The organism is Methanotorris igneus Kol 5, assembly GCF_000214415.1.
Lineage (GTDB): Archaea > AGJL01 > Methanococci > Methanococcales > Methanococcaceae > Methanotorris > Methanotorris igneus.
This window is the reverse complement of record NC_015562.1, coordinates 823,715-844,757: the sequence shown is the minus strand read 5'-3', so window position 1 is coordinate 844,757 and position 21,043 is coordinate 823,715. Positions and strand designations below refer to the sequence as shown.

Annotated in this window: 24 protein-coding genes; 5 read left to right on the top strand and 19 right to left on the bottom strand. The window is 31.2% G+C overall.

Features of this window, described 5'->3' with window-relative positions; all coding sequences use genetic code 11:
- Nucleotides 1-8: 8 nt before the first annotated feature.
- A complete protein-coding gene (locus tag METIG_RS04085) occupies nucleotides 9-380 on the top strand; it encodes a DUF473 domain-containing protein (protein WP_013798975.1) in 372 nt (123 codons plus the stop codon).
- Nucleotides 381-453: 73 nt separating this feature from the next.
- Here METIG_RS04085 and METIG_RS04080 read toward each other — a convergent pair whose 3' ends face one another.
- The 3 genes from METIG_RS04080 to trpD are packed head-to-tail and all read right to left on the bottom strand — an operon-like array spanning nucleotide 454 to nucleotide 3,068.
- Nucleotides 454-1,725 (bottom strand): thiamine-phosphate synthase family protein, encoded by a 1,272-nt coding sequence (locus METIG_RS04080; RefSeq protein ID WP_013798974.1) that lies wholly within the window; start codon nucleotides 1,723-1,725, stop codon nucleotides 454-456.
- A 44-nt stretch (nucleotides 1,726-1,769) separates the two neighbouring features.
- Nucleotides 1,770-2,036 carry a hypothetical protein gene (locus tag METIG_RS04075; RefSeq protein ID WP_013798973.1) on the bottom strand — a complete coding sequence of 89 codons (267 nt, stop codon included), beginning with the start codon at nucleotides 2,034-2,036 and terminating at the stop codon, nucleotides 1,770-1,772.
- Nucleotides 2,037-2,057: 21 nt separating this feature from the next.
- Entirely contained in the window at nucleotides 2,058-3,068 is a 1,011-nt protein-coding gene (gene trpD / locus METIG_RS04070; RefSeq protein ID WP_013798972.1) for an anthranilate phosphoribosyltransferase, read from the bottom strand.
- Nucleotides 3,069-3,721: 653 nt separating this feature from the next.
- Here trpD and eno point away from each other — a divergent pair.
- A complete protein-coding gene (gene eno / locus METIG_RS04065; RefSeq protein ID WP_013798971.1) occupies nucleotides 3,722-5,008 on the top strand; it encodes a phosphopyruvate hydratase in 1,287 nt (428 codons plus the stop codon).
- A 106-nt stretch (nucleotides 5,009-5,114) separates the two neighbouring features.
- Here eno and METIG_RS04060 read toward each other — a convergent pair whose 3' ends face one another.
- On the bottom strand, nucleotides 5,115-6,338 hold the full coding sequence (locus METIG_RS04060) for a proteasome-activating nucleotidase (protein WP_013798970.1): 1,224 nt from the start codon (nucleotides 6,336-6,338) through the stop codon (nucleotides 5,115-5,117).
- A gap of 249 nt (nucleotides 6,339-6,587) precedes the next feature.
- Between METIG_RS04060 and METIG_RS04055 the strand changes: the two genes are divergently transcribed.
- A complete protein-coding gene (locus tag METIG_RS04055) occupies nucleotides 6,588-7,070 on the top strand; it encodes a multiprotein bridging factor aMBF1 (RefSeq protein ID WP_013798969.1) in 483 nt (160 codons plus the stop codon).
- A gap of 41 nt (nucleotides 7,071-7,111) precedes the next feature.
- Here METIG_RS04055 and taw2 read toward each other — a convergent pair whose 3' ends face one another.
- The 6 genes from taw2 to METIG_RS04025 all read right to left on the bottom strand — a co-directional run bounded on the left by taw2 (nucleotide 7,112) and on the right by METIG_RS04025 (nucleotide 11,485).
- Nucleotides 7,112-7,870, bottom strand: a complete 759-nt coding sequence (taw2, locus tag METIG_RS04050) for a tRNA(Phe) (4-demethylwyosine(37)-C(7)) aminocarboxypropyltransferase Taw2 (protein WP_013798968.1) — start codon at nucleotides 7,868-7,870, stop codon at nucleotides 7,112-7,114.
- A 60-nt stretch (nucleotides 7,871-7,930) separates the two neighbouring features.
- Entirely contained in the window at nucleotides 7,931-8,773 is an 843-nt protein-coding gene (locus METIG_RS04045) for an ATP-binding cassette domain-containing protein (protein ID WP_013798967.1), read from the bottom strand.
- Nucleotides 8,774-8,785: 12 nt separating this feature from the next.
- Nucleotides 8,786-9,616 carry an HNH endonuclease gene (locus METIG_RS04040; protein ID WP_013798966.1) on the bottom strand — a complete coding sequence of 277 codons (831 nt, stop codon included), beginning with the start codon at nucleotides 9,614-9,616 and terminating at the stop codon, nucleotides 8,786-8,788.
- 29 nt (nucleotides 9,617-9,645) lie between these two features.
- Entirely contained in the window at nucleotides 9,646-10,425 is a 780-nt protein-coding gene (gene cbiQ, locus METIG_RS04035; protein ID WP_013798965.1) for a cobalt ECF transporter T component CbiQ, read from the bottom strand.
- Nucleotides 10,426-10,489: 64 nt separating this feature from the next.
- Nucleotides 10,490-10,789 (bottom strand): energy-coupling factor ABC transporter substrate-binding protein, encoded by a 300-nt coding sequence (locus METIG_RS04030; RefSeq protein WP_013798964.1) that lies wholly within the window; start codon nucleotides 10,787-10,789, stop codon nucleotides 10,490-10,492.
- Entirely contained in the window at nucleotides 10,790-11,485 is a 696-nt protein-coding gene (locus METIG_RS04025; RefSeq protein WP_048055528.1) for an energy-coupling factor ABC transporter permease, read from the bottom strand. It lies immediately after the preceding gene.
- Nucleotides 11,486-11,777: 292 nt separating this feature from the next.
- On the opposite strand from METIG_RS04025, the gene METIG_RS04020 reads away from it, so the two are divergent.
- Nucleotides 11,778-12,425 carry a HoxN/HupN/NixA family nickel/cobalt transporter gene (locus tag METIG_RS04020; RefSeq protein ID WP_013798962.1) on the top strand — a complete coding sequence of 216 codons (648 nt, stop codon included), beginning with the start codon at nucleotides 11,778-11,780 and terminating at the stop codon, nucleotides 12,423-12,425.
- A 233-nt stretch (nucleotides 12,426-12,658) separates the two neighbouring features.
- On the top strand, nucleotides 12,659-13,360 hold the full coding sequence (locus METIG_RS04015; RefSeq protein WP_013798961.1) for a class I SAM-dependent methyltransferase: 702 nt from the start codon (nucleotides 12,659-12,661) through the stop codon (nucleotides 13,358-13,360).
- 6 nt (nucleotides 13,361-13,366) lie between these two features.
- Here the strand turns inward: METIG_RS04015 and METIG_RS04010 are convergent, their stop codons facing one another.
- The 9 genes from METIG_RS04010 to METIG_RS03975 form a co-directional block, all read right to left on the bottom strand.
- Nucleotides 13,367-14,200 (bottom strand): endo alpha-1,4 polygalactosaminidase, encoded by an 834-nt coding sequence (locus METIG_RS04010; protein ID WP_013798960.1) that lies wholly within the window; start codon nucleotides 14,198-14,200, stop codon nucleotides 13,367-13,369.
- Nucleotides 14,200-14,742, bottom strand: coding sequence for a hypothetical protein (locus tag METIG_RS04005; protein WP_048055527.1), 543 nt, complete (start codon nucleotides 14,740-14,742; stop codon nucleotides 14,200-14,202). The genes METIG_RS04010 and METIG_RS04005 overlap by 1 nt, the downstream gene beginning before the upstream one ends.
- Nucleotides 14,743-14,815: 73 nt before the next feature.
- On the bottom strand, nucleotides 14,816-14,959 hold the full coding sequence (locus tag METIG_RS09270; protein WP_013798958.1) for a HepT-like ribonuclease domain-containing protein: 144 nt from the start codon (nucleotides 14,957-14,959) through the stop codon (nucleotides 14,816-14,818).
- Complete coding sequence (locus tag METIG_RS04000) at nucleotides 14,956-15,237, bottom strand: nucleotidyltransferase family protein (RefSeq protein WP_013798957.1); 282 nt, start codon at nucleotides 15,235-15,237, stop codon at nucleotides 14,956-14,958. Before METIG_RS04000 ends, METIG_RS09270 begins: the two co-directional genes overlap by 4 nt.
- 37 nt (nucleotides 15,238-15,274) lie before the next feature.
- Nucleotides 15,275-15,802, bottom strand: coding sequence for a hypothetical protein (locus METIG_RS03995; protein ID WP_013798956.1), 528 nt, complete (start codon nucleotides 15,800-15,802; stop codon nucleotides 15,275-15,277).
- 134 nt (nucleotides 15,803-15,936) lie between these two features.
- Complete coding sequence (locus METIG_RS03990) at nucleotides 15,937-17,418, bottom strand: SWIM zinc finger family protein (protein WP_013798955.1); 1,482 nt, start codon at nucleotides 17,416-17,418, stop codon at nucleotides 15,937-15,939.
- Nucleotides 17,419-17,651: 233 nt separating this feature from the next.
- Nucleotides 17,652-18,908, bottom strand: coding sequence for a homoaconitase large subunit (gene hacA, locus METIG_RS03985; protein WP_013798954.1), 1,257 nt, complete (start codon nucleotides 18,906-18,908; stop codon nucleotides 17,652-17,654).
- Between the two features lie 112 nt (nucleotides 18,909-19,020).
- On the bottom strand, nucleotides 19,021-19,995 hold the full coding sequence (locus tag METIG_RS03980; protein ID WP_013798953.1) for a diadenylate cyclase: 975 nt from the start codon (nucleotides 19,993-19,995) through the stop codon (nucleotides 19,021-19,023).
- A gap of 27 nt (nucleotides 19,996-20,022) precedes the next feature.
- The gene (locus METIG_RS03975; protein ID WP_157209544.1) at nucleotides 20,023-21,042 is read right to left on the bottom strand and encodes a hypothetical protein; all 1,020 of its coding nucleotides are present in this window, start codon (nucleotides 21,040-21,042) and stop codon (nucleotides 20,023-20,025) included.
- Between the last annotated feature and the right edge of the window lies 1 nt (nucleotide 21,043).

Sequence of the window (21,043 nt, the reverse complement as noted above, 5' to 3'; positions counted from 1 at the left end):
GGGTATTTATGAGAATCATTGCTTTGGCAGGAATATCACCACATGCGTTGTCAGAACTTATAAAGAACCATATAAAAACCCTAAATTTGAAGAGTGCAGATAATTTATTGGCGTTGAAGTCCGTTGATGTTGGAGATTTTGTGTTCATCACTTCAGTTGTAAAAGATGACATAATCCCAGGAACAGAAGGAATAATTGGAAGAATAAGAAAGATATCTATCATACATCAAAAAACACCACCAGAAGTTTCTGAAGAGAGAGAATGCGTAGTTGGGAAGGTTCAAATTGAAATGATTGGTTTTGGGACATGTGTAGATATTGCTGAGATGGAAGTGTTAAGTCCCCTAATTTTGGACGTCGTTATGAAATCAATCTATTAATCAATTTTTAAGTCCATTGTGTCTTATTTCATAACTTAAATTTTTATAATTTTTTTATTTTAGATTTATTTTTTTACATACGGTCGTAAATCCTTTGTATCTCTGCAACTTTTTTAACTACATCTATTGCATCAACACCTAAGACCCTAATCATTGGCTCCTTTCCATCTCCTCCTTTGTCATATATTATATCTGGAACGCCACCAAATTTTTCGCATGCGTATTTTGTTCCCCATTCCATTGTCGATACATTTGGGGGTTCGAGCTTTCTGTCAAATGAAGAAATGCTGAATTTTTCTGATAAAACATCTATCAAATCTTCATCATACCTTATATTCATACATGCCCTAATTTGTGGGTCGTAGTTTTTTGCAGCTAATATAATCTTTGCTATATGCTCAGACGCCCCAAACTCTATGTCCCCAACAATATAAAAGCCCCCCAACTTATTTTTTATAATTCTCCCAGTTAGTGCTGCAACATCTTTAAAACTATTTGGCAAAAGTAAACTCTCAGCAATATTTGATCCAACTTCTGGAATTAAGCTAAAGTTTATCTTTTTTAGTAAATATAAGGCGTAACTTAAATTTTTTATTACTTTTTCTTTGTTTATGTATGTAGGGTTTGAGTTGTAGCCGTATTTTGTTTTTGTGGCATAAACTACAGATGCTAAAACAATATCCTTTGCTTTTTTAATGGCATCTATTAACTCCTCTCCCCTACATAAAAATGATGCTATTGCAGAGGAAAATACACAACCTGTCCCATGGACTTCTTTATCTATTTTCTTTCCTTTTATTGTTTCAATAACATTCTTATCTTTGAGGGTTATTAGCTTATCATTAGTTCCTGTAACTAAAACATAAGGGTTTTTGTCAAATTTTTTCCAAAGGTTGTTTTTTTCGATAAAATTAATGATGGTATTGAATTCTTCTTCATTTGGGGTGATTAAGTAGCATTCATTAAACAAATCAACATGTTTCTCCAGCAAGTTCTCATCAACAAATTCATAGTTAGTTGTTGATTTTAAAACAGGGTCACATACAATCTTAAAATCATAATCTTTTTTGTATTTTAAAATCAAATTTATTGCATCCTCATTTAAAACTCCTGTTTTAACAATAGAAACATCAAAATCTTCAAAAATAGCATCTAACTGCTCTTTAATAACTTTTTTAGGAATATCTACTTTATTATAAACTGCTTTATTGTTTTGGGGAATTATAGAGGTTGTTATTGTTAGGGGATTAACTCCTAAAACCTTTGCGGTTTTTGCATCTGCAATAACCCCTGCTCCACCAGTTGGATCGTAGCCACCAATGATAAGGATATTGTGTTTTTCCATTATTTCACCATGTTAAATTAAATAAATTAAATTTAAGTAAAAAGTTAAATAGAAAGCATGTTTATATCCCTCAAATAACTTCTAATCCTTTCAATATTCTCCTCTAAATATTTCATTCTTTCTAAATCCTGCCTTGCTTCCTCACTGGTTATAAACCCCTCCGATATATCAAATGCCAACTCCTTACTGCTATTTATATTGTATTTTTCATACAATTTTTTTAATTCATTTTCCATTTCTTCCAATTCTTCAACAAAGACCTTTTTCATGGATTTTAAAACAAATTTATTGTCAATATTAATCATTGGCATAATACCATCCTTTTTAAACTTTTAAATACTGTTTGTGAACTCTACGAGTTTTTCTAATTTTTCCATTGCTTTTCCACTATCTATTGATTTTTCAGCCATCTTTATTCCTTCTTCAAGTGACTTCGCTTCTCCACAAACATATAAAGTAGCAGCCGCATTAAGCAAAACAATATCTCTTTTAGCCCCCTCTTCTCCCTCTAAAATTCTTTTCAATATATTTGCGTTTTCTTTTGCATCCCCTCCCTTTAATTCATCAATATCTGCTCTTTTAAGTCCAAATCTTTCAGGAGTTATTGTGTATGTCTTTATCTCTCCATCTTTTAGTTCAGAAATCTTTGTTTCTCCTGTTGTTGTTATCTCATCCATTCCGCTTCCATGCACAACCATAGCTCCTTTCAATCCCAACAATTTTAAAACCTCTGCAATCTTTTCAGTTAAACTTGCATCATAAACACCAACAACTTGATATTCAGCGTTTGCTGGATTTGTTAAAGGTCCCAAAACATTAAAGACTGTCCTTATTCCGATCTCTTTTCTAACTGGTAGGGCATGTTTCATAGCAGAATGATACAAAGGAGCAAATAAAAATCCTATCCCTACTTTTTCAATGCATTCCTCAACCTTCTTTGGTGGTAGGTCTAAATTAACACCTAATGCCTCTAAAACATCTGCACTTCCACATTTACTGCTTACACTTCTATTTCCATGTTTTGCCACTGCTACACCACACCCTGCAACAACAAACGCAACAGTTGTGCTTATGTTGAATGTATTTAAATTGTCTCCACCAGTCCCACAGGTGTCAACAAGTTTATCGACTTTTGGATTTATTTTTGTGGCGAATTCTCTCATAACCTTTGCAAATGATGCAATTTCTACAGGAGTTTCTCCCTTCATCCTTAAAGCTGTTAATATTGATGCTATTTGTGCTGGTGTGGCTTTTCCACTCATTATCTCATTCATAACATCAATTGCTTCACTTTCATTTAAATCTTTAAATTCAACGACCTTTTTTATAGCATCCGTTATCACATTTTCACCATTGCATTATATTATTTAATTTGCTGATGATATGTTCCTGATGAACCCAAAAGGGACTGAGATTGATGACGTCCAAGCCCAACGTGGACGTTTGCCTATGATTGTCCATTGAGCAAATCCTTCAATTAATCCCTATTTTTTTATTCTATTTATTTTATTTTAGTTTTTAGTTTTTTATTATTTTAGTTTTTTATTTTTTATTTTATTTATTGTTTTCTCGAATTATATTTAAACATCTAAATATTAATTCTGTTTATATATGGTGGCAAAAACATTTATATACAATGTGCTTAATAGAAAATACAACACTGTGTTTGATATCTATTGTGGATTGCTATTTTTCCAAAGTAAAAAGAGAAACTAAGTTATAACTGTAGTCGCTCCACAATTGTATTAAAACTATTCATTTTCAAATTTAATATAGAAGTTGTGGAATTTTTATTTAATAAAATTTAATGGGTATTTCATAGTGCACTTGTGGAACGACACTTAAAAGCAATAATAATTATAGTCAGTGACAAAAGGTATTAAAATTAATAAGGTAAAAATGACTACCTTCCATTAGGAAGGTAGTCAAATATTCCTTATTTAATTCAGAAAGTTTTGTCACTGACTATATATGCCATAATTACGGAGGTGGAAGTGTGTTAAAGCACGTTGATGATTCATTTGAAATTTATGATATTCATGCAAGAGAAGTTTTAGATTCAAGGGGAAATCCGACTGTTGAAGTTGAAGTATTAACCCTTGGAAGGGGAATTGGTAGTGCAATTGTTCCAAGCGGAGCATCAACTGGAACCCATGAGGCATTAGAGTTGAGGGATAAATCAAAGAGGTTTGGTGGAAAAGGAGTTTTAGAGGCAGTTGATAACGTAAACTCAATTATAAAACCAGAATTAATTGGATATGATTCAAGAATGCAGAGAGAAATTGACACCATCATGATTGAATTAGATGGAACTGAAAACAAATCAAAATTAGGGGCTAATGCAATTTTAGCTGTCTCAATGGCAGTAGCAAAAGCAGCAGCAGACACCGCATCACTCCCACTCTACAAATACTTGGGAGGTTGCAACTCATTTGTTATGCCTGTTCCAATGATGAACGTTATTAATGGGGGAAAACACGCTGGAAATGCTTTAGATTTCCAAGAATTTATGATAATGCCTGTTGGGGCTGACTCAATAGCAGAGGCGATAAGAATTGGAGCAGAGACATATCAAGCATTAAAAAAGGTTATATTAGAAAAATACGGAAAAAATGCTATAAACGTTGGAGATGAGGGAGGATTTGCTCCACCAATTGAAGATGCAAGAGATGCTTTAAACTTGCTGGCTGAAGCTGCAAAATTAGCAGGTTATGAGAATGATATTGTATTTGCATTAGATTGTGCAGCAAGTGAGTTCTACAAGGATGGTTACTACATTGTTAAAGGGGAAAAATTAACAAGAGAACAGTTAATTGAATTATACAAGGAATTAACAGATGAATACCCAATTGTCTCAATTGAAGATCCATTGCATGAGGAGGATTTTGAGGGCTTTGCGATGGTTACAAAAGAATTAAAAGGCGTTCAGATTGTTGGGGATGATTTGTTTGTTACAAACATAAACAGGCTGAGAAAGGGAGTTGAAGTCGGTGCTGCAAACGCTTTGTTGTTGAAGGTTAACCAAATTGGAACATTAAGTGAGGCAATTGACGCTGCAAACCTTGCATTTAGAAATGGGTACGGAGTCATTGTTTCCCACAGAAGTGGAGAGACAGAAGATACCACTATCGCTGACTTGGCAGTTGCATTAAATGCTGGACAAATAAAAACAGGAGCACCAGCAAGAGGGGAAAGAACAGCAAAATACAACCAATTAATTAGAATTGAGGAAGAGTTAGGTTATCCAAAATATGCTGGAAGATACTTCAGAGTCCCGTTCTAACTCATCCTACAGTATATTTTGTAATTTTATTTTTTATTTCGAACAAATCCAAAGATGCAAAATTATCAATGTATAGTAGCATAAAAAATAAAAAATAATGATGAACTTATCTATACAACACTTCCAAGTGTGGAGATATGACTTCTCCTCTGCTCTTTTTGCCCATAACTTTATCAACTGCCTTCAAGAAGTCGTCCATAGTGACATAATCTCTTCCATCCCTAATTGCAAACATACCTGCCTCTGTGCAGATTGCTTTTAATTCTGCTCCAACACAACCTTCTGTCATTTTTGCAATTCTCTTTAAATCTACATCTCTTAAGTTCATTTTTCTTGTGTGTATTTTTAATATCTCTAATCTTCCTTCTTCATTTGGAGCTGGGATTTCTATAATTCTATCGAATCTTCCAGGCCTTAATATTGCTGGATCTAATATATCCAATCTGTTTGTTGCACCAATAACTTTAACATCTCCTCTCGCATCGAATCCATCCATCTCTGCTAAGAGTTGCATCAATGTTCTTTGGACTTCTCTGTCTCCACCTGTTAAAGCTTCAGTTCTTTTTGCAGCAACTGCGTCAATCTCATCAATGAATATTATTGATGGTGCTTTTTCTTTTGCCAATTTAAAGACATCTCTAACTAACTTTGCACCTTCTCCAATGAATTTCTTCACAAGTTCTGAACCAACAATTTTTATAAATGTCGCATTGGTTTCTGCTGCAACTGCCTTTGCGAGTAATGTTTTACCAGTTCCTGGAGGTCCATATAAGAGAACTCCCTTCGGTGGCTCAATACCAACTTTTTCAAATAATTCTGGATGTTTCAATGGAAGTTCAACAACTTCTTTAATTTCTTGGATTTGTTTTGCCAATCCACCAATATCACTGAATGAAACTTTTGGCCTTTCATCAACTTCCATTGCCATTGCTCTTAAATCTTTTTCTTTTGGAAGAACATCTACTACAGACAATGTTTGTTGGTTCAAACAAACTCTTGTCCCTGGAGTTAAGTCATCAGGATTTACGAATTGGGAAACGTTAACTAAAAAGTGTGGTCCTGTTGAACTTTTTACAATAACTTTCCTATCACTAACTTTTTCAATGACTGTTCCAATTATCAATGGAGGAACTCTCAATCTATCAAGTTCCCTTTTTAAAATTTCGTTTTCTTTTATTAACTGTAAATTCTCTCTTTCTAAGTCTCTTTTTTCCATTTCCATTCGTAAGAGTTTACTTTCTAATTCTGCAATGTATGCTTTTTCTTTAAATTCATTTAAATCCATTTTTTCATTGTTTTCTTTTATATCATTGTATTCTTCGTAAGTCATTATCTTACCTCCATAATAATATACTGTGAAAATAAATATATATGCGTTTGTGTGAAAATTCCAAACAATAAATTTTTAAATTCTAATTTATTAATATCAAAGTTTTTATTAATAGATTCCCCAAATAGTATATTTAATATCTATGCTTATGTATTTATATTTAATGGTCAAAATATATACGGCAAAACCCTTTAGGTTTTGCCATTTTAATTGTTATCATTCTTTTGAATTGGAAAAGGTGAATTAAATATGAAGATATGCGAACTTTGTGGAAAAGAGACAACAAAATTATACAAAGTTAGGATTGAAGGGGCTGAAATGGCCGTATGTAAAGAATGTGCGAAATTTGGAGTCACTCCAAAAAGTTATTCAAGGCTGGGGGTTGCTAAAACTTCAACATCAAAAACCACATCTACAAAAAAACCTAAAAGACCTTACAGAGATTTATTTGATAATTTAAAGACACTTGTTGAAGATTATGGTGATATCATAAGAGAAGCTAGAGAGAAAAAGGGATTAACTATTGAAGAACTTGCAAAACGTGTAGGAATTAAGGTCTCTACACTCCACAAAATAGAGAGAAATGAATTGGAGCCAGAAGAAAAATATGTAAAAAGATTGGAGAAAGAGTTGGGCATAAGTTTATATGAAGAAGGAGACATAGATTATAGTGTAAGTAGTGGAGATGAAGGGTTGACCCTTGGAGATTTCATAAAAATAAAAAGAAAATAATTAAAAGAAAATAATCTTTAATTAGATTAATTTTAATTTTTTTATTTTTTTTGTATTCTTTCAAATTCTGCATCAACGACAATATGCCAAACTCCAGGGGCGTATTTTTTTATTTTGTGTATTTCATAATCAACCAATTTGTAGTTATTTTTTTCTGCATAGAATTTTAACCTTTCAATAGGTCTAATCTTCATAATTTTTTCTGCTACTGTTTCATGGTAATGGATAATTCCCATATCTTTCAAAAATTCAAAGGCTTTATCTAAGAACTTGTGTGTTTTGTGGACGTAGCCCATTATTATTCGATCTGCAATGTCCTTTAACTCAACTTTCCTATTATCGCTTAAAATTGGAATAACATTATCCAATTTATTCAGTTTTATGTTCTCGCATAGATAATGGTATGCATCTGGGTTTATTTCAATTGCGTAAATTTTCTTTGGCTTTGAATATTTTGCCATGGGGATGGTGAAATACCCTATCCCAGCAAACATATCTACAACAACCTCATCTTTATTGCCAATCTTTGCCATTCTTTCTCTCTCTTTAATATTACCCATACTCCACATAATTTTTTTAACATCTATCTTAAATAAACACCCATGTTCTTTGTGGATGGTTTCTGTTTCTTTCCCATATAGGATTTTTAAATGCGGAGTTCTAAAATCTCCGGTTATTTGGGCAGTGTATTTTGCAATTGTCTTACATTTTGTTTTTTCTACGAGATATTTTATTTCTTCCTCATTTAGATCATCTTTAACAATTAAAATGTCCCCAATTTTTTGATATTTTATTCTCATGGTTATCCCAAATTAAATTAAATAGTATTAAAGATAAATAGAAAAAAGAAGAATTACGAATTATTCGTGTGTTTCTTGAAGGTATTTTTTTAAATTCCTCCTAACCTCCCCAATAGTAAAGCCCATCTCAATAGGTAATTTATCCTTATCCCTCAAAATCTCAACTAAATGGGCAACTCTCGGTAATCTTAAATTTGCCTTTCTTATTGTCTCAACGTCTTCAAAAACCTCTTTTGGAGTACCACCTTTTATTATCTGTCCTTTACTCATAACATAAACCTTATCTGCATAAATTGGAACTAAATCAACATCATGGGTTGATATTATAATAGTCATTCCCTTTCTATTTAAATCATATAATAATTTCATAATTTGAGATGCCCCGAGTGGATCTAATCCTGCCGTTGGCTCATCTAAAACAATAACCTCTGGCTCCATTGCCAAAATTCCTGCTATGGCTACTCTCTTTTTTTGTCCACCACTTAAATGGTGAGGAGGTTTGTCCCCAAAGCCCTCCATTCCTACGGCTTTTAATGCCTCCTTAACTCTCCTTTCAACTTCATCCTCACTCAAACCTAAATTTAAAGGACCAAAGGCAACATCCTGCTTAACCGTTGGGGCAAATAACTGGTCATCTGGATTTTGAAATACAATGCCTACTGTTTTTCTAACCTCAATTAAGTCCTTTGAGTTGTATTTTATTGGTTTTCCTTTGATTAAAACCTCTCCTTTTGTTGGCTTTAAAATTCCATTGAAGTGTAAAAAAAGCGTTGATTTTCCCGCACCATTTGGTCCCAATAAGGCAATCATTTCTCCTTTCTTTGCCATAAAGTTTATACCATTTAACGCTTTCGTCCCATCTGGATATTGAAAATGTAAATCTCTTGTTTCGATTATGTTCATCATTCCACCTAATTAATTTATTGGGATTAAATATTGAATATAATTTGAAATCTTTTTATTTAATTCATTAAAAATGTCATCAATGTTTTTATTTCCGAATATTTGGTTAAGATTTTCAATATTATCAAATTCTATTTCAATACTCTCATTATTAGACGATTTTACATCCACAATAACAGAATCCTCAAAATTTAAATGTGAATCTATATATTCATATATTCTACTAAAAAGAAAATTAAAACCCTTTTCCACATTACCAACGCCTGTTTTTTGATATAAATCATAATGGATATTTCTATGACATTCTCTACACAGTGTTATTAAATTCTCAAAATTATTATTTTCTGAATTTTTATCAATGTGATGTATTTCCAAATAAGAATATCCACATTTATCACAGTTATGGCGGTTTTTTAAAATTAGTTGTTCTTTTATATCCTCAGAGACAACCCTAAGTTCTGTTTCTATATCTTTATCAATCTCTTCCATAATTATTTTAGTAATTTTGTGAGATAGAACATATTTTAGTTTCCTTAACACAACGTCTTTTATAAGGTCCTTGTTATAAATCAATATATTTTCTGATTTTGAATTTATTGTAATAACTAATTTACTTTCTAAAATTTTTTGAACAACTGTAAAAAGAAAATTGCTATATTCGTTAATCTTATCGGAGATATGTGCTCTATAGTGACATTGTTTGCATAATATACTTAAATTTCCGTTTTTTAAAATATGTATTTGTAAATACTTGTGTCCACATATATTGCATTTATATTCATCCCTTTCTAGAATTTTTTTTCTAATTCTAGAACTAAGTCCTTTATTTTTTACATTACCCATAATACCACATTATCCTGATTCTTATTAACTTAAAAGGGCTTAAAATTCATTGTTAAATAAGAAATTATTACTAAAAATATTTCAAATAATATTATTCCTACTATATAAATTGACTTTGGATTCTCTATTTTTCCAAATACCTTTAAATCTCCATTATAGCATCTTGAACTCATAGTTATAAATAACTGCTCCCCTCTTTCCCATGTTCTTATAAATAGGTTTGATGCCAACATCCCCAATGATTTAAATGTTGTTTTTAAATTTCTATACCCCAACCTTGTTTTTTGGGCATTCTCTACCCTTATCATCTCCTCCAAAAGAACAAATATATACCTATACATCATCATCGCAATATCTAAAACAGAACTTGGAACTCCCAATTCTCTCAAAACATAAAACAGCTCTGTCATTGGTGTTGTTAATGCCAAAAATAACATGCATGCAACTCCGCCGAGCATCCTACTAAAAACCAAAAGCCCCAAATCGATACCATCTTTATAGATTGGAATTTTAAATCCAAAAATTTCAAATGAAAACAACTTAACATATCCAAACATAAAGGCCATCAATACCAAAGTTATCAAACCAAAGCCAATTGGTGCAAACATCAACTTTAAATAAATGCTTTTTGGAACGCCTGCCCTAAACAATGTTAAATAAATCATAATCAACGCAACGATAATGGGAACTACTATAGATTTGGAAAAAACACAAACCAACAAAGATGATATTGCAAAAATAACCTTTAATTTTGGATTAACCATCCTCAATTTATTGTAGTGGGCTATATTGTCAATAATATTTTGCATCAATTTATCCACCGTGTAAATTTTTTAAATAAAAATAAAATGAAATCAAAGTTTGGATTGGGTTTTATTGTTGAGAAACAAGTTCTCTCTTTGCTTTGTTGTATCCTATAAAGTAACCTATAATTATTGCACCAATTGCCGCCTGCAAAGCAAACAACAAACTCTCAATCTCTCCACTTGGTGGTTCCCAGATTGGCTTAAACCATGGTTCATAGTTTGGGTCTAATTGAGTAATTGCCTCTTCTGCTGCATCATCCGCTCCTCCAAAATATCCATCATCTTCCCCATGACCTGCATACATAATCAATGGCACAACTGTAAGGATAACAACACCAAGAAGCATTAGTATGTGTTTTGTTTCCATTTATTCACCTCCACTTGGAGATACTGAAACATTTGGAACTTCACTCTCATCAATAACCCCTAACTTCAACAAAATGTCTGGTCTTAACATCTTTATGTAGTCCCATAGAAATGCCGTTAATAAACCTTCTGCAATTGCCAGTGGGATTTGAGTTGCTGCGAATATTGTAGCAAATTTTGCAAATGCTGAACTGAAGTCAGGTATTGGATATGCTAAAGCTAACTGAATTGATGTTGTTACATAAGTTACCCAATCTGCAAAGATTGCTGCCAACATTATAGCCCATGTTGAGTTTATCTTTCCTTTCAACGCTTTCCAAACTAACCATCCTGCAAATGGACCCATAATACCCATTGAAAAATCATTAGCTCCAAGTGTTGTTATTCCACCATGAGCCAACAATAACGCTTGGAATAACAATACAATAGCCCCTAACACTGCAGTAACAGCAGGTCCAAACAATACAGCCCCCAAACCGTTACCGCATGGGTGGGAACAACTTCCCGTAACTGATGGCATCTTTAAGGAACTCAAAACAAACATAAATGCTCCAGCAAGTGCTATTAATGGCTTATATTCAGGATTTTCTTTCATTATTTTATTCAACTGCACTATTCCATAAACCACTACAATACCTGAAAGAACATACCAAAACACACACCACATTGGTGGTAGGAAACCTTCCATTATGTGCAAACTATCACCCCACTAATTCAAGAGAAATTAACTTGATTACTATAAACTTGATTTTGCTATATATACTTAACGATTTTTTATAGTTAGTCAAATATTCTTTAATAATATGATTTGGTATGATTCTTATTAATTTTTTCACATTTTTTCATATTCAAAATAATTAAAGGCATTTTTAATATTGATTAAATTTTCTTTTTTAGTAATAAATTATTTAAATATAATCCCCAACATAATGATATTAAGTATTACATTAATTCGAGTTATTTAAATAGTAATTATGAAGGTGGTTTTCATGGAGTTGGTTTTCACTGCAACAGCATTTATACTCGGCATGTTACATGCACTTGAACCAGGACACGGAAAGAGTGTTTTAGCAGCGTACGTTTTGGGAACTAAGGCCAATATTAAAGATGCTATAACATTGGGAGTAACAATAACCTTATCCCACATTTTTGTTGTGTTTATGCTTGGCATTTTGTCGATTTATCTGATAAAAAGTGTAAGTGCAAGTATTGCTCATGATTTGATGGGTGTAATAGGGGGAGCAATACTAATAGGCGTGGGATTGTGGATTTTGAATGGCTATTTCCATCCACATGAGCACAAAATAGATACAAAAAAAGGAATTATTGCCATTGGCTTATCTGCTGGATTAACCCCATGCCCAGCGGCATTGGCTGTCCTTTTATTTTCAATTGTGGAGGGAGATGTTTTAAATGGACTGATTTATGTGGTAGTTTTCAGTATAGGGTTGGCGTTAAGTTTGACAACTTTATCTGTCTTATTTATCAAGAGTAAAGAGTTCATTCAAAAATATGCTGGAAGTGAAAAAATAAACAAACTTCCATTAATAAGTGGAACCATAATAATTTTGATAGGGTTGTATATAGTCGTTCTACAAATTACGGCACTGTCCATAATATCAAATTTTAAATTTTAGGTAATTTAACAAAATTTTAATTTAAATTAGAGTTATGTTAACTATCATCTAATTGTAGAACGACTATACCTTAGGACATCCTATATTGGAATTTGTGAGATGATTTAAGAGAAGATGTCAAATTTTGGTTGCATCTACTGCAACATTATGTTGCAGGGAAGTTAATTATTCAACTAAACCGTTTTAGGTTTTGCTTAACTTTTTCTAAAAGTTTCATTGGGATTCGTGGGAATATGAGACTGGCGAAATATTATGATGCATTGGCAAAGGAGTATGATAAAGTATATAGTTTTGAGAAATTGAAGTGGATGAGGGAAGTGGAAAATACCCTCATATCAAAAGAGATTAAAAAGGAGTTTTTTGTTTTGGATGTTGGATGTGGAAGTGGAGAGCAGTTGAAAAAGTTAAATAATGCTGTTGGATTAGATATATCAATAGAAATGGCAAAAATAGCACATAAGAAGGCAGATAAATTAGTTGTTGTTGGAAATGCGGAATGTTTGCCGTTTAAAGATAACACCTTTGATTGTGTAATATCCTTTTTTGGAGCATTAAATCATGTAAATTTGGATAAAGCATTAAAGGAAATGAAAAGAATCCTAAAAAAAGACGGAATTTTGATATTTACTGTTGCTAACGCTTATGATATAAAATGGATTCTTAGAAATATAAAAAGGAAAGGCATAAAGAAGACCATAAAGGCAATAAAAAACAAAAAAGGGGAGTTAGTTAGATTTTCAAATAGAAAGAGAATAAAGGTAAAGACAAAATTTTACACGCTCAAAGATATCGAAGATGCATTAAAAAAGCATAATTTTGAGGTAAAGTACACCTTTGGAGCAAACATAACTAATACTTTTATTGACAAATTCATTTATAGGAGTTTTTTAAAGAATTTTGGTTCTTATATCGGCGTTGTTGCAAAGAAAGATTAGTTTAAGTTAATTAATTGAATTTAAAGTAATATCCTTTGTTGTCATTGGGATAAAGTTGTATTTTTTAGCATGCTCAATACATTTTTTGGCCATCTCAATATCATTGACATAATCCAAAGTTAGAATAACTAAGTTATATTTTTCCTTCAAATTTTTTAGTTTCTCACTTTGGGCATTTATCCAATTTAGATCACTACCTTTCCAATAATATGCCTTCTTATTTTTGAAATCATAGTATGTTGTGAAATCCTCAAAAAGAACTCCATCTATGTATGGGGCAGTTTTGTCAACAACCTCAAAACCTCTATTTTGGATGATTAGGATATTTGAATTTTCCTGCCTAATTTTTTTGATTAATTCAATAACCTCCTTTTTTTGATTTGTATAGATTGCACTATCGACCGTATCTAAAAACACGCCATCAAATCCCATGTTTTTAAACTTTTTAACTTCATTTAAAATTATCTTTTGCCATATTGGGGATGAGATATTTATATAATAAGAGTTCCAATTTTGATTTTTTCCAACTATTATTTTTTGGCATTCCTTAAAATAAGGTCTATCTTTACTAACCTCTCCAATGCTTAAATAGGCAATAACTTTTATGTTTGGATTTAATGACTTTAATTTTTGAATGTCTTCTTTTTTGTAGTTGTATGGTTCGATAATAACTAAATCATACCTTGAAAGTTTTTCTATGTTGTTTGAGCCGTAATAAACCCAAAAATTGTCGATGTTTAATTTATTATTTATATTTGGTTTATCATCGGCAATTTTGGTATTATTTAAACATCCACAAAATAAAATTAAAAATAAAAAAGTAAGTAAAAGTTTTCTCACTATTTCACCTTTTTTCTTAATATTATTAATGGAATTGCTATTAATGTTAATATTATTGCTCCTAAGGGAATTGGGGTTTTTGTTGATGATGAACTATCATCGTTTTGTGGATTTGTTGTAGTAGTTGTTGGTGGATTTTGTGATGGATAAACTAACGTACCATTTTCATCATAAACTAAAAAATTTACATGGTGTCCATCTTTTGTTGATATATTCATAGTTGTATGATTATTTTGAGTATAGACATTAATCATATAGTACTTATCGTTTTTAAATGTAAGTTTATAGATACCATTATTTGAGAAAGTTGATATGGATGATCCACCCTCAATTGAATAAGAAAGCGAATTTAAGTAAAAATAACCTTTACAACTTGTATTGGTTACATTAAAAACAACATAATAGTAGTGACCATCTGGAATATCAAATTCATATGTTCCTTCATTATCCCATTCAGCATGGACTTTAGACACACTTATAAAGAAGAAAATTATACATAAATAATAAATTTTTTGATTTATTTTGTATTTTAACTTTTTCACTTTCTCACCATTTTTAAAGTGATTAGTGGAATTATTTAATCTAACTCATTCATAATCTTTAATATCTTCTCTTTTAATTTGGAATATCCTTTTTAACAACCTCCCAAGTTAAACTCAAATCCACTCCAAAATATTTGTGGATTAAAATATCCCTCATCCCAGCAAATTCTTTCCATGGAATATTATGGTTAAGATAAATTTTTACATCTTTTTTCATAATATATTCACCGCTTCATTTAAAATTCTCTCTTTTAAAAGTGGATGTATCGAGTTGTAAGTTAATATATCAACTTTCTTTCCTAAAACTTCCTCAAGTTCATACTTTAATCTAACCAAATCCAATAAACTCTTCCCTTCCCCAAATTCAACTAAAATATCTATATCGGATGTTTCTTTCTGTTCTCCTCTTGCATAACTACCAAATATTGATGCTTTCTTTACATTATATTTTAATAGAATTGGAAGGATTTTTCTTTTAATTTCATTGATATTCATAAAAATCACCAAATAAATAAAAATTTTCTGACTTTCCTTACTTTACCATTCTTCTTAAAGTTATCAGTGGAATTATTATTAATGTTAAAATTACTGCCCCTAAAGGAATTGGGGATTTTACTGGTGTTTGATTAGAACCAAAATCTGAGTCAGGAATTCCTCCCCAGTACCAAAATTCTCCATCAGAATCTCCATACACTGTTGTAGGATTATTATCAACTCCTGCTGGATGTTCTCCTGAAGCATTAAATAACTCAGCCTTGTATTTAATTGAAGAATAACCGTTTATTGTTGTAGCATTTGTGTATAAATTCCATTCATCATTTTTATTTTCAACATAAATCACAAACCTTGCGTATGGAGTTTCTTCTACTATAGGATTAGTTATGGTATTTTCTTTAGACACCAATACTGTAAAATTATACGGGCTACTTAATGGAATACCATTAGCTTCAAGTATTGAGTATTTAACTGTTAGATATGCATAACTTTGAGTTATAAACATCAATGCCAATATTAAAAATATAACTTTATGGTATGGTTTTATTGACCAACCTTCCTTCATAAAACCACCTAAAAAATATATAATTTATTTTTTTATTTACTTACTTTTATAATTTATTATTTTTAAAATAGTTATTAATTTTACAGTATTTTAGCATAAAAAATAACAAAATTTATTTCCTTTCATAATATCGCTTAAAACCATTTCTTTTTATTTATTAATGCCATAAGGTTTCTTTTTCTATAATGTTCTTTTTTTATGTAGTCCAACATCTCTCTAAATGTTTCATAGTCAGATTTTCTTATCATATCCAATAACTCAACAGCCATTTCATAAGACCACTGAGTTTTCATATTAATGTGTTCTAAAATTATATCTTTTAATTTATTTATTATGGATTTCTCATTAAATTGTAATAAAAGTTTATTCACCACATTTAGAAACTCATAATCATAGTAATTGTATCTTCCTTTTTCACAAAGTTTATTAAATACTTCCAATAACATCTCTTTGTTATTTAACTTCATAGCGATGTTATATTTTACCACAATATTTTTTGTTTTGAAAAATAATTTAGTTAGTAAATCCTCTTCATCTTCGGGCTCTGATTTAATAATGGAATTATACACAATTTCGGATACATAATCGGCTAATTCATATTTTCTAAACAACTCTACAATTTTATCGTAGTAATTTTTCCCATAATAATGCATAACAACATTTTCATATAGTTTATTTTTTATGCCATAATCTATTGCTTTATTTTCATCAATTTCGGTTAATAATTCAAAGTTAATACTTTTTTCCAATTTGCTTTTATGTATTTGATTTAGGGCTTCGTCTGTTTTACCTAACTTTATTAATAGTTCTATGTAATCATACTCATCCAAATAATCTTTTAACATTTCTACGCATTTTGAAAATTTATCTGCTTTTTTTAAAAATTTGTCATATATGATTTCCATTAAACCATAATCATCCTCATCATATAACTTAAATATTCTTACTAAGTCCTCACATTCCAAATCTTTGTCAAATAAAACCTCCCCTAACGGTTCTAAAACAAGTTCTTCATAACAATAGTCGGTATAATCATCATAAAATCCACCATAGTTCTCATATTCTTTAATAACAACCTCTAAAAATTCAATTAAATCTTCTTTTGATAAAAAGTTCTTATTTTCTAATAAAAAATTTCCGATTTCCTTTGCAGTGTTCTTGTCAATATACGTCCCAGATTTCATAATTGCAATATATGTAAGTAATTTATTTTTAACACGTTTATAAATATAAGATAATTCACTGCCATCATCCAATAAACCAACAAAATTGAGAGCAAACTCTGGATTACGCCCTATTTTTTCTAATATGAAATCAAGAAGTTTTTCTTTATCTACGCATTTCAACTTATCAACTATCTTATCTACATCTACATATTCATTATTCATATAACATAAAATTGTAGCAACGCCATGTTTGCAATTATGACCATACGGGCAAGAGCATTTTGATTCCAAACTTTTTAAATCAACTACAACATCATAAACAAAACTTCCCATAACTTTGCCATATAATTTATTTTTAAACTTTAACACCTGTTGAACACGTTTATCTTTATAATATTCAACGCCCCTATTGTATATTATATACCCGTATTTTTGGATAATTTCTTCCATAATATCACTTATTTATGGTTATTAGTATGTCGCTCATCTTCAAACATCATTACTTATCAAACAAGTTTTACCATTGATAATTTTTTATAAATATTTATTTATTAATTTTACCATTTGGTTTTCGCCTTTAGGCGGAGAGTGTCATAGTATTTAAACATTTATATTTATATTGTCCTCAACATTTGCAAATATTTAAATTTTTAATAAGAACTGTGGTATAAATTGGGACCACATTACTCATTTGTAATATATCCCTTAACGGCACTCTTTGCTGCAATGACAGGGGATGATAGATAAATCTCAGCATTTTTATTACCCATCCTACCTTTAAAGTTTCTATTTGTTGTTGATAAACAAACTTCTCCATCAGCTAAAACACCCTGATGAGCACCTAAGCAGGGTCCACAACCAGGAGTACAAATCATAGCCCCTGCCTCAATAAATATCTCAATTAACCCCTCTTTTAAAGCATCTAAGAATACCTTTTTTGATGCGGGAATAACGATTAATTTTACATCCTTATGAACCTTTTTGCCCTTTAAGACCTTTGCCGCTACCCTTAAATCACTTAACCTTCCATTGGTGCATGAGCCAATAAATACTTGGTCAATTGGTGTTCCTGCAACCTCTGAAACATCCTTAACATTATCTGGGTGGTGAGGGCAAGCGATTTGCTCTTCCATGTCGGTGATATCAATCTCTATAAATTTGTAATAGTCCTCCTCGTTTTCATTTACCCTTATTGCATTTTTCTTTAAGTTTAATATTTCTTCTTCACTAACTCCTACTTTTCTCAAATACTCATAAGTTTTCTCATCTGCCTCAATCAACCCTACCTTTGCACCCATCTCAATTGCCATATTGCTTAAAACCATCCTTCCTTCCATATCCATCCTTCGGACAACTTCCCCACCATACTCTAATGCCATGTATGTTGCCCCTCTCCTACCAACTTCCTTACATATTCTTAAAATGACATCTTTTGGAGTAATTCTATCATTTTCCCCAACAACATTAACCCTTATGGTCTTTGGTACTTTTATCCATGTTTTTCCCGTTGCATAAATAAAGCCCATGTCTGTTGCTCCAAAACCAGTTGCAAATGCTCCAAATGCCCCATGTGTGCACGTGTGGCTGTCTCCACCAGCAATAATCATGTTTGGTTTTACGTGTCCCTTCTCAACTAAAACTTGGTGGCAAATTCCTTCTCCTTCTGGATAGAAGTATTTTATACCTTGTTCTTTTACAAATTCTCTCGCTATTTTTTGCATATTTGCCGCTTTTACTGTATTTGCAGGTACGTTGTGATCAAAAATGATAACAATCTTCTCTGGATCCCAAACCCTATCAGCCATTTCTCTAAATGCCTTTGCTGTTAAAGGGGTTGTTCCATCATGCGTCATGGCTAAATCAATACCAACCTCAATTGTCTCTCCTTCACAAACCTCTCTACCCAATTTTTTTGATAGTATCTTCTCTGCCAGTGTCATTATTACCCTCCTAAAAATAATTTAATTGATAATATTTTTGGTAATTTTGGTTAAAATGGTATGACAAATACCCAATATGAAAATAGTAATTTAGCATAAACAAATAAAAAATTTATCTTAAATATGCTATGGATTTTGAGCGGGGGTCTACCTCAAACACAATCTCCCCATCTTTAAAAACTCTAACAATACCACCACTTTCTGATACTGTTATAGCAATAGCATCGGTGTTTTTTGATATAGCAGCTGCAGCTCTATGCCTTGCCCCAAGTCCTAATGGGAGTTTTATGTTATCTGCTTTGCTCTCTAAATACCTCCCCGCTGCAATGACTCTTCCGTCCTCGGTGATTATAAATGCCCCATCAATCGGAGATAACTCTTTTATTGTTCCTTTAACCTTCTCATCAAATATACTTGCATTATGTCCAGCAAATGGGTTTAGTATTAACTGTTGAGATTGGTTCATAACATTCAGCGTATCTCCAATAACAAATATCGTTCCGACTGGTCTTCCTTCCCTCCCTTCTCTTCCAAGTTCTAAGGCGATATTTAAAACTTGCTCAATGGTTTTTCTCTCGATATCATCCACAGATTTTAAAAGTTCATACAATTTTAAAGATGTAGTGTGCCTATTAACTTCAACAACTGTTATTGTATCTATCCCACCAGGTGTTTTTGGGATTCCAACAATTGCAACGACAATATCATCACTATTTAGCAAATTCTTTTCAAGTGATGTAATAACTCCATGTTTAACTAATGAATATCTATCATCATCCCTATACCTCAAGAATACTGGGATAATTCCTTCTTCTTTTAATAACCAATTATATGTATCTTTATTTGGAGTGGTAACGATAATTTTTAGTTTTTTATTTTTTAATTTGTCAATGTTGGGAAGATTTTTCAATGAAATGAATTTAAATGAACGATTTTTTCCACTGTTTTTATTGTTTTCACAATTTTTTAACATTTTTTTTAGGATTTTGTATGTTTTTCCAGTTTCTGTAAATATCATCAATACATCTGCATCTATATCATAAGCCAATTCAATGCCATGTTTTATTATGCATTCAACCCTATTCATGCAATCGCCCTTTATCATTATCTAAATCTAAGGATATTTTATATATTCACAGTTTCCATCATAAATTCTCTTATGTTCAAATTTCTTTAATTCTTCATACATGATTTTTTTGTTGTTATTTATGTCATCTATCAAATTATGGATTTCTTTGATGTCATTTTTAAACTTTTCTTTTGCTTCTTTTAGTAAATTTCCAATGGTGTTTTTAATATATCGCATTTTCTCTTCTGTTATTTCCATACAAAGACATTCTCCATACACTGTGGAATTTCCTTTATTATCTTTGTAATAAAATTTTAATGTTGGATAATTATTTCTATAACTCTTCGAAAGTTCTATCTTTTCGTTGGTTTCTTTCAATAAATTATCTAAAAAGAACCCTAATGTCTCATATTTAAAGTATATTCCTCTGGATTTATCATTAATTTTATTAGATTTTATGATGTTGTATATTTCTTTAGACTCTAAAATCTCGATTCTGTTTTCTTTAAGGAATTTTTCTATATTATTTTTTAATTTTTCAGTTGATTCATATAATTTTTTGGAAGATTCTTTAAATTTTTTGTGTGCATTCTTTAATTCTTCAGTAGCATGATTTTTTAAAAAATCTTCAAAAAGTATTGGTTCTATTCTTTCAACTTCAAAAGGTTCTCCTTTGTAAGGTACTCCTATCTTCACTTTTGGGTAGGGTGGATAATATTTTTTTGGGTAGGGTGAATAATCTTTTTTTGCGTCATTTATTGTCATTAACTCCTCAATCCACGGCATTACAACCTTTTTTCTTAATTCTTCCGTATGTTCTTTTCTCAATGACAAATCCCTGTCTTTTCTAATTTCCCTAACTTGTAATGCAACATACACCATCATTGAAGCAGTAGCAAAGCCAACCCCTGCGTTTATTAGAATACCCCCAATACTACTATCAAAACCTGCATTTACCAGAATATCTTTTAAAAGCCCCAGAGATAAACAGAGTCCTATAAAAATTAATAAAAATGAACCTATTCCAAAAAACCACGATAATTTCTCCCAAAATTCTCTTTTCATA